Genomic DNA, 13,051 nt, shown 5'->3' with positions numbered 1-13,051 from the left:
CACTCCTCCTAAAAGATCAATCATTTTTCTACAATACACTTTTCCCTCCAAAGGGATTCAATAAATGAAACCGGACATCGGTTGAGACCCTAATTGACCCGGCTGCTATAAGCTGTCATGTAATTTAAATTGTCAGCAGCGGGCCTGCGAGCGCGAGTTGAATCCTGTATTCGTTGAGCAGCAAATCTCGGTTGTTTCCTGCTTTTGACTCTCGACTCCACCACTGCCTCCTCTAACACGAAAATATTCCACTTAAACGTTTGCGAGTTTACCATAATGACCGTCGGTGTGGCTAGTCATTATTAAAACAATAGCCGGAAGATACACAGAGACCATTTTTTAATTGGAGTATGCTCTCAAGATTGAGAAGTTGCACCGGGCCCTTGGCACTGTCGATCGCCGGAGAGTTCGATCGCCCGCAATGGGGCTGGAACTGACCTGCGATTGCTTTTAAGTACAATGTAGTTGACCTGACTTTTGATTTTCGCCAATAGTTCCCCAGAAATCAAAATTTATTAGCTGGCTTTGAAAGCAAGCCCGTGCACGCTGGAGGCCGGATTCAATCAAAAGTGCGTCCCAACACAGTCCCGGACGGACTTTTGATTGAATCACCTTGATGTTTTCAGCCAAATCCCTCACGCTCAACGCAGGATTTTGGCTAAAAAACCCAGTTTTTCAACCCCCAATCCGTCATTTCCACCGTGCTCCACATCCATCCGGACAATCAGACAAAGCAGCGCTCGTCATTTGGTGAAGTTGGGATGAACCGTGGGTCGGTAGATTTGTGACGGTACTGTGACTAGATTTTAGATTTTATATTTTAGATTTACTCCAGAGATGAATCTGGGAACTGGAACTAGGATATAAAATTTTTTACTGCTGGCGAATCCTGCCCCAGTTATGGGTTGGCCCAATTGTAGTTATCAATAATTTCTTTGTTTATAATGCTGAAGCCATCATTTTTGTGATGGCATCTATCGGAGCCAAGGTAAAATTCTTACCTGCCTACTCGCCGGGTTTATCTCCGATAGAGTTTTAGTGGGTCAAAATTCAAGCGATTTTCCGTTCTCAAGGATATTCACCTTCAAATGTTCTTGATGAAGCGATTACTACAGCTATTAATGCTTTTACTGATGAAAATGCTTGGCCATCCTTTCAGCTCTCTGGTCTCTTTTGAGAACAAATTAAATAGTTAACTTTGGTGGTACATTCGATGGCTAATACCTGTGAGTTAAAATATTAATATTTTACCCAATATTTGTTTCCTAATTGTTGTTAACTTCGAGCTGATCATTAACGCTTAGCAAATTCCCCGAAATTTAGTTCGGCATTCCTTCAGAGAAAATCTCTACTATTTATTCCGAGCGGTGTGCTTCTAGGTGCGCTGGTGACTGGTGGGAATTGCTCTGGCTGTCGTAGCTGTAGATTTGAGCGTCACTCTCGACAATATAATTGATGGAAGTAGCTCCATAGTATGCCAGCGCTAGCAGCGACAATAGATGAAGAACTCTATAAATTGGTTTCTCAGATACTTGGTTCATTTTGACTCCTACTTTTTATGCAAATAGCGAATGTGGATACCGTGACGGCACTTTTTTTTAGAAGTTCCCAAACATCTAGCACCCCTAAAAATTTTGCTGGCTCCCGTTATACACTCCTGATGAGCGATCGCCCAAAATAAGTCGTACTTGCGATTTGAAACAGTTTTTGTTGCCTATTTCATATTGCAGTCTCTGCCTTGAATTGTCTATCTAACTGCGGTAAGAGTTAGGCTATTGGGGCGCAGACGAGCTCTACATTTTCCTGTTTAGAGCTGCTACACTTTGAAAAAAGCGAGCTAGAAAAGCTTACAGAGTAAAGATCCTAGCTGTCTTTCAACTCCTCGCCCGGATTTTCCCACCTTCGATTAATGGTAGGTAGCAGCCGGAAGTATAAAAATTCTTAAGTTGGTCAACGGCAGGCGAAAATATGTCTGAAGTTATATTTTTTCAAGCAACAGGCCATGTTAAATTACATATTAATTTTGAGCTTTGTTGAGGTGGCAGATAATTTTTGGCTAAAAAATTTTGTGGTCGCTGTCCGATAATTTGAGTCTGACAATTTTGCCTGAACAATTTTTACTGAGCCGCACCATTAAATCACGATCTGACAAAAAAAAGTACGCATCAGTCGATTGGAGACTTCGGTGTGATACGTTCAGCGACCGCTGAGTCAATCTCGCTTAGTTGAACGATTTGAGATTTGAGATTTATTCCACAGAGGAATCTAAGAGCTTGAACAAAAGCCTAAAATTTTGGGCGGTTGGCGACTCCTCTCGGAAACTTGTATCCGTTTTGGGGCAGATTCAAAAAGCAGAAGGCAGAATTAGATAGCGGTAAAAAAATACTGTTTTAGGATTCAGAATTTTTATTGGGTTCTACCTTCTCGCTACATTTTTTCACACTGAAACAAAATAAATTACTCGCTGCCCGGAGTGAGGCACGCCGAATAATTTAGGCTCACATAAGCGACTGTGTTGAAGCCAGTTACTTCCATAATTTATTATAATTCTTGCTCGCAGTGAGCTGTTTTTACAACAGACTTTTGGCTGGTAATTTGCAAAAGGGATAGGGGCAGAACAACAGGCCAAAAGAGAGGCCCGATGATTAAGGCTGTCCAAGAGATCAAGTCTTTTTTAGATGTCGCAGTATCATTCCAAAAACTTTTGAACCAAACAATAAAAACGATTAAGGCAATCGAAAAGTAGCTAATCATTATCATTTTTTTACCTGCCTGCCTATAAATTGGATAGAAGTATTTATAATTATTGTATCTCAGGCCGTGGCTCGTCGATCGCAACTTTATGCCCTGAGCTGCAAGCTGCAAGTATCTAAAACCCAAAGTTACACAGCTATTGAAGTCCAGAGCCTGCGATGTTGAGCGGACTTACTCTCGCTGCGCGGCGGTCTTGGGAACTCAAAGCCTTGTGTTCAGAGCTTTTCGAGATTTTGTCAAACCTTGAGGCTACCACCCAAATCATAGCTTATGCGATCGAGGTCTTTGGTTTACTGTGATTTAACTCACGTATACTCACAGACTTCGGTCACAAATCGAGCCAAGAACGATCACACAGCTTAGCCGACTGCAATCACCCTACTCTTTTCTCCAATGCTCGATATTATAATCGTCGAGTTCAACGAGATTTCATGCAAGCTCTGACTTTAAAATCTGATCGCGCGATCGCTGAACTGTTCTATCAAGTCACTCATTCAGGCAATCTAACTCGCACTGAAAGCCACGGACTGCGCGAACTCTGCCAAAGCGCTCTCAGCGAAGACGCCAGAGATGCAGTCAACCGCCTACTGCACGCTATCCGCCGCGGATGGGTCAGGATTTCTGATTAGTCCCCTCACACAAGAAGTTGAGATGAGTATTTCTACTTTCTCTCCTCTCAAGCTTTGCCAACAATAAGATTTTTGTGAGTAGGTCGCTGCATTAACCCTCTCCAAAAAAAATTGTACTGCGATCTAAAAGCTCGACCCGGTTTCTTGAAGAAGCCGGGATTTTTGATTTGAAGCAGCCAGTCGATTTTAGATTTTAGATTTTAGATTTTAGATTGACTTCACAGATAAATGTGGGAGCTTGAACTAGAGCTTAAAATATTGCGCTGCTGGGGACTCCTATGGAAAACTTGGATCTGTCTTTGGGCGGGTCATTAAGTATATTCACGGAAAAAAGACCACACCAAGAAACTAGGTAAATGTAAGTAAAAGCGGGCTTCTAAACACGCTAAAAGTTTTACGTTGAATTAAGCTGAGCGATTTCGCTAGCAGTCATTAGTAATCTATTAATAGATAAATATTAATTTATTTGTCACCGTTTCTTAACCAAAAGTAGAGATGTGGGAGTTGCCAGAAGCGAGGAATCTGCACGGGGTTTGTGTTTCAAGTAGCAGGGCTATCGAGAAAACATCCGATCCCCAAGTCCCACTGACACAAATCACTCATCAAGAGCCAATCGATCACATTTACTCCCGTAGTTGAATCACATAAATTTTGGAAAAATTAGTCAATACTGTCAAAAGTGAGTTCAGAAAAAAACACATGATGAAAACCCAAACGCTTTTACCTCAATTTACTATTGCAGAGCTAGTCTTTCAGGTATATCACTCCGGTCTGCTGACTCCCACTCACCGACAACAGCTCAAGACAGCCCTGTTAAATGACAGTCTTACCGAAGAAGATCAAACAGCCATCAACCGCTTGCTCCACGCCGTTCGCCGGGGCTGGCTGAAGGTTGTAGATTAAATTATCGCCAATTTTTTTTGCCACTCTCTTTAAATGAACTGTCAGTCAATTTTGGATTTTAGACTTCCGCAAGCGCTCAGTCGAACCGTGGAGTCCCGCTCACTCGAACAATTTGAGATTTTAGATTTACTCCACAGATGAATATGGGAGCTTGAACAAGACTCTAAAATTTTTGCCTCTCCACAACACGAGTCCGGGGCTTCTCTCGATTTTTGGGCGCCTGAGATCAACGCAGAATTAAATCCCCTTAAAAAAATCAGGCATTAGCCTAAATGTAGGGTGCGCCACAGGCACCCTGCGGTTTTAACTTCTATTTTTTCAGCTTATTTAGTCAGAGATGTTGCCGTCAGGCATCATCGCCTCTCTCAGATTCGCTTCATTCAAATTTGTCCCGCGCAAAGAAGCTTGATGCAAGTTTGCTCCCCGGAGATTTGCTCCCTTAAGGGAAACTCCGCTCAAATCTGCTTGATGGAGATTTGCACAGCTCAAGTTAGCTCCGCTCAAATCGGCTCCCTTCAAATCCGCTTTTTCCAGATTTGCTTCCGTCAAATTTGCCCAGCTCAGATTTGCTTGAGTTAAGTTAGCACGGCTAAGGTCAGCTTGTGTTAAGTTCGCGTCGGTTAAATTTGCTTTACTGAGGTTGATGCCGCAAAGTTTTACTTCTGTCAAGTTTGCACCTTGCAAGTTAGCGTTAACTGCATAAACTTGAATCAAAATTGCCCCCTGAAGGTTTGCATCTCTCATGTCTGCACCCCTGAGACTCGCCCCCGTTAAATCGGCCCCGCTGAACACGACACTCCGCAAGATGGCTCCGCTCAAGTTCGCTCCCACTGCGTCGCATTCGCCAAAATTAGCGGACATGAGGTTTGCTTGGGAGAGGTTGGCTTGGCTGATATCTGCTTGATACAGATTAGCTCTGTAGAGGGTGAGACCGATCGAATTTGCACCTTTTAAATTAGCGTGACTCAGGTCAATATCGCGCAAATTTGTCCTTGACATATGGACACCGCTCAGGTCTACTTTGTGAAAAACCCGTTCTCCGGCTGCATACCGTCTGAGAAGTTCCTCTGCATCCATGTCATTTTCCCCAAAATAATTAATAATACCTTTGATATTTCAATAATATTAGGAATGAGTGACCTTTACGTTTCTTGGCCTGAGTACCATCGGAAAATTGAGGATTTGGCTGTAAAAATTGAGGAATCTCAGTGGAAATTCGATCGCATTGTCTGTCTGGCGAGGGGAGGGCTGCGGGTTGGGGATACTCTGTCGCGGATTTTCGACAAGCCTCTGGCAATTTTAGCTGCCTCGTCCTATGGTGGGGCCGAGGGGAAAGTCCGGGGCGCGATCGAGTTTGCGCGCGATTTGACAATGGTGGGCGATAATTTGGGCACCCACATTCTTCTGATTGACGATTTGGTGGATTCGGGAATTAGTTTAGAGCAAGGTATCGCTTGGCTGAAGAGTCGCTACGGCGAGGATATTCAGGAAATTCGGACTGCTGTACTCTGGTACAAGGCTTGTTCTGTTGCGAAGCCGGATTATTATGTAGATTATTTGGCTGACAATCCTTGGATTCACCAACCTTTTGAAATGTACGAAAAGATGAGTGCGGCTGATTTGGTGGCGAAAGTTGGGAGTTAGTGAATAAAAGCTAAAATCTGGTCAACCTTTAATAGGGTTTTGCCGATATAGCAAAACCATTTGATTTGTAAACAATCGATTCAATCATCACAAGCGTTTCAGGTTGTTCTACATTCATGACTCAAATAGACTTGCTATATCTTGCACTTTTTGGCATAGTCCGTCAGGGGTGGAAACCAGTGTCTCATAGCTAAAGTCCTCTCAAAGAAAACTGAATATTTATTAAAGTTGGGCAGTCGGTTTGAACCGACTTTAGCTATGAGACGGGGAATTAATTCACTCCTAGGGCTTGTGGGTAAGTGCAAGTCTGCTGATACAATTAGCGAACCGAAAGAATACGATCGCCCAATTCCATACTATCTGCCAAAACTTCCTGCCGCGCCCACCTATCCGCAGCCAAAATATCGTCTAAAGCAGGGCTTTCACAGTTATCGACTTGATGTTTGTCGCACGCCTTCTCAATCAACTTCGGAATATCCAAAAACTGAATCTTCTCCTCCAAAAATAGCGCTACCGCCTGTTCATTTGCCGCATTCAGCACCGCAGGCATCGAACCGCCCGCACGTCCCGCCGCATAAGCCAACTGCATACAAGGATACTTTTCATGGTCGGGTTCTCGGAAAGTCAAATCCCCAGCTTTCACCAAATCCAGCGGTTTCCAATCCGTATGAATTCGCTCCGGCCAAGACAAAGCGTAAAGCAGCGGCAATCGCATATCCGGCCATCCCAATTGCGCCAAAACAGAGGTATCTTGCAGCTCAATTAACGAGTGAATTATACTTTGGGGATGGATGACAATATCAATGTCGTCATAATCCATTCCGAATAAGTAATGAGCCTCGATTACTTCTAATCCTTTATTCATCAAAGTAGCAGAATCAATCGTAATTTTCTGCCCCATCGACCAATTCGGATGTTTCAAAGCATCGGCTACTGTTACTTCTGCTAATTTGTCGATCGGCAAATCTCGAAAAGAACCCCCCGAAGCAGTGAGAATAATTCGTCGCAACCCGCCAACCATAACACCTTGGAGGCACTGAAAAATTGCCGAATGTTCCGAGTCAGCCGGTAATATTTTAACGCCGTATTTTTCGATTAAGGGGTTGACAACGGGGCCCCCTGCGATTAATGTTTCTTTATTGGCTAAGGCGATATCTTTACCTGCTTTGATTGCCGCAATTGTTGGCAGCAAACCGGCACAGCCAACTATGCCGGTGACGACGGCTTGAGCATCGCCGTATTTGGCAACTTCGACAACGCCTGACTCGCCAGCAAGTAAAATAGGTTGAGGGTCGATGTCTGCGATCGCCTCCTTCAATTCCAGTAATTTATCTTCGTCGCAAACCGCGACAATCTCCGGTCTAAACTGGCGAATTTGCTGGGCCAGCAACGTTACATTTCGTCCGGCAGTTAACCCGACAATCCGAAATTGATCGGGGTATTGAGCTACAATATCCAGAGTCTGAGTGCCGATGGAGCCTGTGGAACCGAGAAGAGTTATTGCTTTCACAATTGTTTAATGTTTTGTGGATTATTCTAATATTACGATTGCGGGGATAAAAATTAGTGGTTAACTATTGCGTGGAAAGCACATTCGATGGAATCATATTTTGAGTGACCACCTAGTGCCAGATTTCATGCAGAATAGGGAAAATTTTGCTGATGACCGTGAGGACATCAGTGTCTCGATCGCCGAAAATAGAGAGGAAGGTCGATCGCAGCTACCGTCGAGTTTGGTTTGGGCGATCGCTACTGCTGCGGCAATTTTCTTTTTGTGTAGCAGTTTACGGCACGCTTTATTCCAATCAACTGCTTTCGATTTGGGAATTTTTGACCAAGCAATTTACTTAATCAGCCAAAACCAAACGCCTTTTTCTTCTTTAATGGGGATTCATATTTTGGGCGATCACGCAGCGGTAATTTATTATCCGCTAGCTTGGCTGTACAAAATTTACCCGGATGTGCATTGGCTGCTGTTGGTACAAGCAGTTGCTTTATCCCTGGGGGCTTGGCCTACCTGGAGTTTAGCGCGTTTGGCAGGTTTAAATCAAGAACAATCCCGTGCGATCGCATTGATTTATTTGCTCTATCCGGTGGTATTTAACATCAATTTATTTGATTTTCACCCGGAAGTAATCGCTTTACCGGCACTTTTGGGAGCAATTTTGGCGGCGCGTTTAAATAAAATTGTATGGTTTTGTACCGCTATTCTGTTAGTTTTGAGTTGCAAGGCAGTTTTGTCCCTAACCGTTGTTGCTATGGGTTTCTGGCTGTTTTTTTGCGAAAAAAAGCAACGGTACGGGGCGATCGCACTTTTGCTCGGTGCAGCTTGGTTTTTGATAGCTTCCCAGAAAATCATCCCCTTCTTTAGCGGCAGCGAAGTCGCTGGAGTCGGGCGCTACAGCTATTTAGGCAAATCCGTACTAGAAATTATCATCAATCTCATATTAAAACCACAGTTAGTATTAGGAAAAATTTTTTCCTTCGATACATTCAAATATTTATTTCTCCTCACCTTACCTGTGATTTGGCTGCTATTGCCATTTTCCGGCAAACTACGCCTACAATATCTAACAGCGCTAATTCCTGCCATCCCTACCCTGCTGATCAATATCCTCTCTGACTTGTCATTTCAACGCAGCTTAGCCTATCAGTATTCAGTGCCTGTAATTCCCTTTTTATTTTTAGCAGTAATCGCGAAGGAAGAAACCAGGAACAGGGAAGAAATAAAAGACAACAAGGAAGAGGATAAAGCAAATAAACAACATTTTTTAACATGGGTCAATCTGCGACAATTTAAAAACTTCCGAATTTCTCAACTTTGGCAGGGAATTCAATTGCCGAGAATCATGATAATTTGGTCATTACTAATTTTCCTCTGTGTGGGCGAATATAAAGATTTTTATCTGTACATAAATAGACTAGATACCTGGCAAGCTACACGCGAAGCAGTCGCACAAGTTCAACCGCAAAGCAGTATTTTAACAGATAATAGACTGGCCCCTCACTTGGCCCACCGCCCAATAGTAAAATTGCTGTCACAAATTTCGCCCCAAACAAAATTACCTGAATTTCAATACATATTATTAAACCTGCGCTATCCCTGGCCTGATACTGAAAAAATTGGTGATACCTTAGCAAATCAACTTAAAAAATCTCCCGATTTTAAATTAACTTATCAAAAAAACGAAGTCCTGCTATTTAAACGAATCGCTGATTAAACTTATAAAATGGTAACTTTAAAATCTCTAAAATCTCATCCAGTATTTTTAATGATTGTCGTGACAACGATAGTCTTATTTACCGCCAGCAGCGCGCGGCACGCTTTGTTTCAGTCAACTGCATTCGACTTAGCAATTTTTGACCAAGCAATTTATTTAATCTCCCAAAATCAAACGCCATTTTCCTCTTTAATGGCAATAAATATTTTGGGCGATCACGCTGCTTTTATATTCTATCCACTAGCTTTACTTTACAAAATATATCCAGATGTTCACTGGCTTTTTTTAGTGCAAGCTGTTTCCCTAGCTTTAGGGGCTTGGCCGAGTTGGAGTTTAGCACGTCAAGCCGGATTAAACGAACGAAAAGCAATTGCAATTTCAGTCGTATATCTGCTTTATCCCGCAGTATTTAATGTCAATCTCTTCGACTTCCACCCAGAAGTAACTGCTTTACCAGCAATGCTAGCAGCAATCTTAGCAGCGAGGCTGAATAAAACCTTGTGGTTTTGTGCTGCAATTGTATTAGTTTTGAGCTGCAAAGCCGTACTATCTTTAATTGTGGCTGCGATGGGTTTGTGGCTGTTGTGTTTTGACAAAAAACGCAAGTGTGGACTCATAGCTCTCTTTCTAGGCGCGGGTTGGTTCCTGGTAGCTACTCAGGCAGTTATACCGTATTTTAATCAGGGAAGAGAACACGCGGGAATCGGGCGATATCAATATTTGGGAAACTCGGTATTTGAAATTGCTATTAATTTAATAGTGAAACCAAATCTAGTTTTAGGGCGTTTGTTTTCTTTAGCGACTTTTGAATATTTAGCATTATTGCTATTACCTGTAATTTGGTGGTTGTCCCCACGTCATCTGTCATCTTTAATTAGTGCTGGACCAATGTTGGCGATGAATATTCTTTCCGATATCCCCGCTCAGCGGGATTTAATTCATCAATATTCTGTGCCGATATTGCCTTTTTTGTTGGTTGCCGTAATTTCCAGTTTAGCAGCTAGCAATCAGCAAAAGGGAAAAACAATATTTGATAGATTGCCAATTCCTAATTATCCATTGCCTAGACTCATTGTAATTTGGTCGTTGATTGCTTTCTTAGCTTTAGCCAAATACGGCTATTTTTGGACTATTTATTTAAATGGGTTCGACACTTTGCCAGCTACCAAAGAGGCAATTTCTCTTGTTGAAACCAAAGGCAGTATTTTAACAAATGCTCAGATTGCTCCGCACTTAGCGCAGCGCCCTGTAGTAAAATTAACTCTGGCTAACGCACCGCCGGCAAATCTCGCAGAATTTGATTATGTATTGCTGAATTTGCGCTATCCTGGCTGGATGAGCGATCGAGCTTTTGTGGAAAACCTCATAACTAAACTAAAAAACAACCCTCAATTTCAACTAAAATATCAGCGAGACGACATATACCTATTTACTAAGAGTCATTAGTTAGCAGTCAACAGTCAACAGTCAACAGTCAACTAATTCGCGCGAATCCTCCACTTTCAAAGCCTTTCTTGCCAACTTCACGTAAGTTTTCACAGTTTCATAAGGCATTTCCAAATCAGCAGCAATATCAAACAAAGATTCCCCCAATTCCCTGGGCGCCAAAATCGTCGCCCAAGTTTCCGCAACCTCAGCAGCCCGACTTCCACCTCTACGCTTTCTAGGCGCCATAAACTTCTCTGTCAATTCATCTATTCGCGCGGCCAATATGCTTTGTATCGACACTTCAGGGAGGGCTTCTATCAACCCTTGTGCTCGCGTTTGTCCCAATCCAAAAGTTGTTTTGTGGCCAGTGCCGCCGTAAGGCGCTAACCGCCCCAAAGCATAAAATAATTGTACAAAATCAGGGCGAGTGTGAGCCGATCGCCCTAGCCCAAATTCCACAGCCCCAGTGAAACCCGTTACCATGCCTTTTTTGCCCGCCGCTACCTTTTGCGACTCCAATTTGTGGCGGCTAATAATGGCATTTTCATCAATCCAATTCAAAAACTCTGCTTGGTAAAAAATGACGCCATAAAAGTTATTCCAGCGGCGCAAATAGCTGTGAAAAACATTTTCGGGAACTGGCAAAGAGAAGTGATGGCTTTTGCTACGAAAGCTTCTAGGAGTCACAAAACTAAGTTTGATGGTGGGCGAAAAGGAGAGTTCGGCTGTTAATAATTACTGGTAAGTTGTGGGAGCAAAAGCAATATCTCAAGAGCGGATTAGCAGCGGAGCATTTCGCAAATATATCTCTTCGGGCAAATTTTGCAGCCACTGACTCAGCCACTGCACTACTCGCTTTGAAAGTCCTGTTACGTACCAGCGATAAATTCGATCGCCCAAAAGCTGAAATTCTTTGCCACCGGGGAGCTAATCACCTTCCAATCCCGAAATAGTAAAGGCTTTTTCTGACTGTTCATCGTGCAAAAGTTTCGATAAATCCGGGTCAGTTTGGTGTACTTGACCTAAAAACCAAGCGTGCAAACCTATAGCATACTGCGCGTACAGATAGCTAGCAGCGCGGGGAATCAATTCAAACACTAATCCGACTAAATCGGTGTCAGCCGGCCAAATCAGCCCAGAAGGAGGAGATTTTCGATCGCGGGTGTCGGTGCGGTTCGGGGAAGTTGCCCTCAGATGCCGTGCCTATAGCCGTCACAGAAAGAGCGCCGTGCTATCTTATCCGATTTTTATCCCCTTTGGGGGATGATTGTTGAGGGCGATCGAGGGCCCAAATCTTTTGGCAACTCCAAAAACCCGGTCTGCCACAAGTTTTCCGCACCCTCCGGGATAGACAAAAACCAGTAAAAAACCAACAACTTAAAACTCAATCTTTGTCAAGGTTTTCCTCCTTGTAAGTAAACAGAAATATACAAGTGTTTAAAATCACATTGTGCGCTACAATTGTCAAAAGCTCGTAGCATCCTCAACTCCGATCCTAAACTATGAACACAACAGAAAAATCAAAACTCTCCAACGAAAAAACTTTGGAGGCGATGAAGAATTTCTCCGAAACCTACGCCAAGCGCACGGGAACTTACTTTTGTTCTGAACCTTCCGTCACTGCTGTCGTGATAGAAGGACTAGCAAAACACAAAGATGAACTAGGCGCTCCCTTATGCCCTTGTCGGCATTACGAAGATAAAGAAGCCGAAGTCAAAGCCGCCTACTGGAATTGTCCCTGCATTCCCATGCGCGAGCGCAAAGAGTGTCACTGTATGTTATTTCTGACGCCAGATAACGATTTCGCGGGAACTAATCAGGAAATTGGTATGGATCAGATTCAAGCGGTCAGAGAGACTATGTAATCGGTTAAGTAGGCGGTCGTGAAATGGCAGCAGTTTTGAAAACAGGTCGTTATTTTTCCTATTTTTAAGACTTAGCTATAAAAAAATCGATCGCCGCCTACTCAAACACACATCCGCAATCGAAAGTCCCCAATCTCCAATCGAATGACAGAGGAAATCCCGATCGAGTTTTGGCAAGGTATCGAACAGTTTAATAGTCAAGACTTTTATGCTTGTCACGACACACTAGAGGCTTTGTGGATGGAAGCCGGCGAGCCGGAAAAAAGGTTTTATCAGGGAATATTGCAAATTGCCGTCGCGCTTTATCACTTAGGAAATCAAAACTGGCGCGGTGCAGTAATCTTGCTGGGAGAAGGAATAAATCGGCTCAGTTATTATCAGCCGAGTTATGGCGGAATTGCTGTTGAAGACTTGCTTGGACAAAGTGCTAAACTTTTGAGCGCTTTGCAACAAGCTGGCCCGGAAGAAGTAGCTAAATTTGTGCCGCTTGTAACAGGTACAGAAGTCGCAGGCTTGCAATTGCCGCGAATTATCAAACTCAAACGCTGCTGACTTGAGCCGTTGTACGGCTTGAGTTATCTGTGAAGCTCGCAGTTTAAAAGCAATC

The 13,051-nt window shown here is 43.3% G+C and carries 14 protein-coding genes; 7 read left to right on the top strand and 7 right to left on the bottom strand.

Annotation, left to right across the window (positions count from 1 at the left end; genetic code table 11):
* Positions 1 to 356 precede the first annotated feature (356 nt).
* Together QT996_RS03665 and QT996_RS03660 are read right to left on the bottom strand one after the other, a co-directional pair.
* Positions 357 to 491 (bottom strand): hypothetical protein, encoded by a 135-nt coding sequence (locus QT996_RS03665; RefSeq protein WP_333044604.1) that lies wholly within the window; start codon positions 489 to 491, stop codon positions 357 to 359.
* Positions 492 to 1,355: 864 nt separating this feature from the next.
* The gene (locus tag QT996_RS03660; RefSeq protein ID WP_333044603.1) at positions 1,356 to 1,541 is read right to left on the bottom strand and encodes a hypothetical protein; all 186 of its coding nucleotides are present in this window, start codon (positions 1,539 to 1,541) and stop codon (positions 1,356 to 1,358) included.
* Between the two features lie 1,644 nt (positions 1,542 to 3,185).
* Here QT996_RS03660 and QT996_RS03655 point away from each other — a divergent pair.
* Positions 3,186 to 3,383 carry a hypothetical protein gene (locus QT996_RS03655; RefSeq protein WP_006632170.1) on the top strand — a complete coding sequence of 66 codons (198 nt, stop codon included), beginning with the start codon at positions 3,186 to 3,188 and terminating at the stop codon, positions 3,381 to 3,383.
* 702 nt (positions 3,384 to 4,085) lie between these two features.
* Positions 4,086 to 4,286, top strand: a complete 201-nt coding sequence (locus tag QT996_RS03650; protein ID WP_333044643.1) for a hypothetical protein — start codon at positions 4,086 to 4,088, stop codon at positions 4,284 to 4,286.
* A 327-nt stretch (positions 4,287 to 4,613) separates the two neighbouring features.
* On the opposite strand, the gene QT996_RS03645 is transcribed toward QT996_RS03650, so the two are convergent.
* A complete protein-coding gene (locus QT996_RS03645) occupies positions 4,614 to 5,363 on the bottom strand; it encodes a pentapeptide repeat-containing protein (protein WP_333044602.1) in 750 nt (249 codons plus the stop codon).
* Between the two features lie 54 nt (positions 5,364 to 5,417).
* On the opposite strand from QT996_RS03645, the gene QT996_RS03640 reads away from it, so the two are divergent.
* Entirely contained in the window at positions 5,418 to 5,930 is a 513-nt protein-coding gene (locus QT996_RS03640; RefSeq protein WP_333044601.1) for a phosphoribosyltransferase family protein, read from the top strand.
* A gap of 319 nt (positions 5,931 to 6,249) precedes the next feature.
* Here the strand turns inward: QT996_RS03640 and dxr are convergent, their stop codons facing one another.
* Entirely contained in the window at positions 6,250 to 7,440 is a 1,191-nt protein-coding gene (dxr, locus tag QT996_RS03635) for a 1-deoxy-D-xylulose-5-phosphate reductoisomerase (protein WP_333044600.1), read from the bottom strand.
* Between the two features lie 127 nt (positions 7,441 to 7,567).
* Between dxr and QT996_RS03630 the strand changes: the two genes are divergently transcribed.
* Together QT996_RS03630 and QT996_RS03625 are read left to right on the top strand one after the other, a co-directional pair.
* On the top strand, positions 7,568 to 9,151 hold the full coding sequence (locus tag QT996_RS03630; RefSeq protein ID WP_333044599.1) for a DUF2079 domain-containing protein: 1,584 nt from the start codon (positions 7,568 to 7,570) through the stop codon (positions 9,149 to 9,151).
* A gap of 9 nt (positions 9,152 to 9,160) precedes the next feature.
* Positions 9,161 to 10,597, top strand: coding sequence for a DUF2079 domain-containing protein (locus tag QT996_RS03625; protein WP_333044597.1), 1,437 nt, complete (start codon positions 9,161 to 9,163; stop codon positions 10,595 to 10,597).
* Between the two features lie 21 nt (positions 10,598 to 10,618).
* On the opposite strand, the gene cas6 is transcribed toward QT996_RS03625, so the two are convergent.
* The 3 genes from cas6 to QT996_RS03610 all read right to left on the bottom strand — a co-directional run bounded on the left by cas6 (position 10,619) and on the right by QT996_RS03610 (position 11,677).
* A complete protein-coding gene (gene cas6 / locus QT996_RS03620) occupies positions 10,619 to 11,266 on the bottom strand; it encodes a CRISPR system precrRNA processing endoribonuclease RAMP protein Cas6 (RefSeq protein WP_333044595.1) in 648 nt (215 codons plus the stop codon).
* Between the two features lie 81 nt (positions 11,267 to 11,347).
* Entirely contained in the window at positions 11,348 to 11,479 is a 132-nt protein-coding gene (locus tag QT996_RS03615; RefSeq protein WP_333044594.1) for a hypothetical protein, read from the bottom strand.
* Positions 11,480 to 11,506: 27 nt separating this feature from the next.
* A complete protein-coding gene (locus QT996_RS03610; RefSeq protein WP_333044593.1) occupies positions 11,507 to 11,677 on the bottom strand; it encodes a hypothetical protein in 171 nt (56 codons plus the stop codon).
* 404 nt (positions 11,678 to 12,081) lie between these two features.
* On the opposite strand from QT996_RS03610, the gene QT996_RS03605 reads away from it, so the two are divergent.
* Complete coding sequence (locus tag QT996_RS03605; RefSeq protein ID WP_194012549.1) at positions 12,082 to 12,444, top strand: ferredoxin-thioredoxin reductase catalytic domain-containing protein; 363 nt, start codon at positions 12,082 to 12,084, stop codon at positions 12,442 to 12,444.
* A 144-nt stretch (positions 12,445 to 12,588) separates the two neighbouring features.
* Positions 12,589 to 12,996, top strand: coding sequence for a DUF309 domain-containing protein (locus QT996_RS03600; RefSeq protein ID WP_333044592.1), 408 nt, complete (start codon positions 12,589 to 12,591; stop codon positions 12,994 to 12,996).
* The last annotated feature ends 55 nt before the right edge of the window (positions 12,997 to 13,051 follow it).

Origin of the sequence: Microcoleus sp. S13C4, from assembly GCF_036700865.1 — a bacterium.
Taxonomy (GTDB): Bacteria; Cyanobacteriota; Cyanobacteriia; order Cyanobacteriales; family Microcoleaceae; genus Microcoleus.
Note: the sequence above shows the minus strand (reverse complement) of the source record. Positions and strands in the feature narration are given on the sequence as shown.

What these genes read in the sequence shown, in the direction of transcription:
- QT996_RS03660 (WP_333044603.1), bottom strand. Translation starts at nt 1,541, where the DNA reads ATGAACCAAGTATCTGAGAAACCAATTTATAGAGTTCTTCATCTATTG.
- QT996_RS03655 (WP_006632170.1), top strand. Translation starts at nt 3,186, where the DNA reads ATGCAAGCTCTGACTTTAAAATCTGATCGCGCGATCGCTGAACTGTTC.
- QT996_RS03650 (WP_333044643.1), top strand. Translation starts at nt 4,086, where the DNA reads ATGAAAACCCAAACGCTTTTACCTCAATTTACTATTGCAGAGCTAGTC.
- QT996_RS03645 (WP_333044602.1), bottom strand. Translation starts at nt 5,363, where the DNA reads ATGGATGCAGAGGAACTTCTCAGACGGTATGCAGCCGGAGAACGGGTT.
- QT996_RS03640 (WP_333044601.1), top strand. Translation starts at nt 5,418, where the DNA reads ATGAGTGACCTTTACGTTTCTTGGCCTGAGTACCATCGGAAAATTGAG.
- QT996_RS03630 (WP_333044599.1), top strand. Translation starts at nt 7,568, where the DNA reads ATGCAGAATAGGGAAAATTTTGCTGATGACCGTGAGGACATCAGTGTC.
- QT996_RS03625 (WP_333044597.1), top strand. Translation starts at nt 9,161, where the DNA reads ATGGTAACTTTAAAATCTCTAAAATCTCATCCAGTATTTTTAATGATT.
- QT996_RS03605 (WP_194012549.1), top strand. Translation starts at nt 12,082, where the DNA reads ATGAACACAACAGAAAAATCAAAACTCTCCAACGAAAAAACTTTGGAG.
- QT996_RS03600 (WP_333044592.1), top strand. Translation starts at nt 12,589, where the DNA reads ATGACAGAGGAAATCCCGATCGAGTTTTGGCAAGGTATCGAACAGTTT.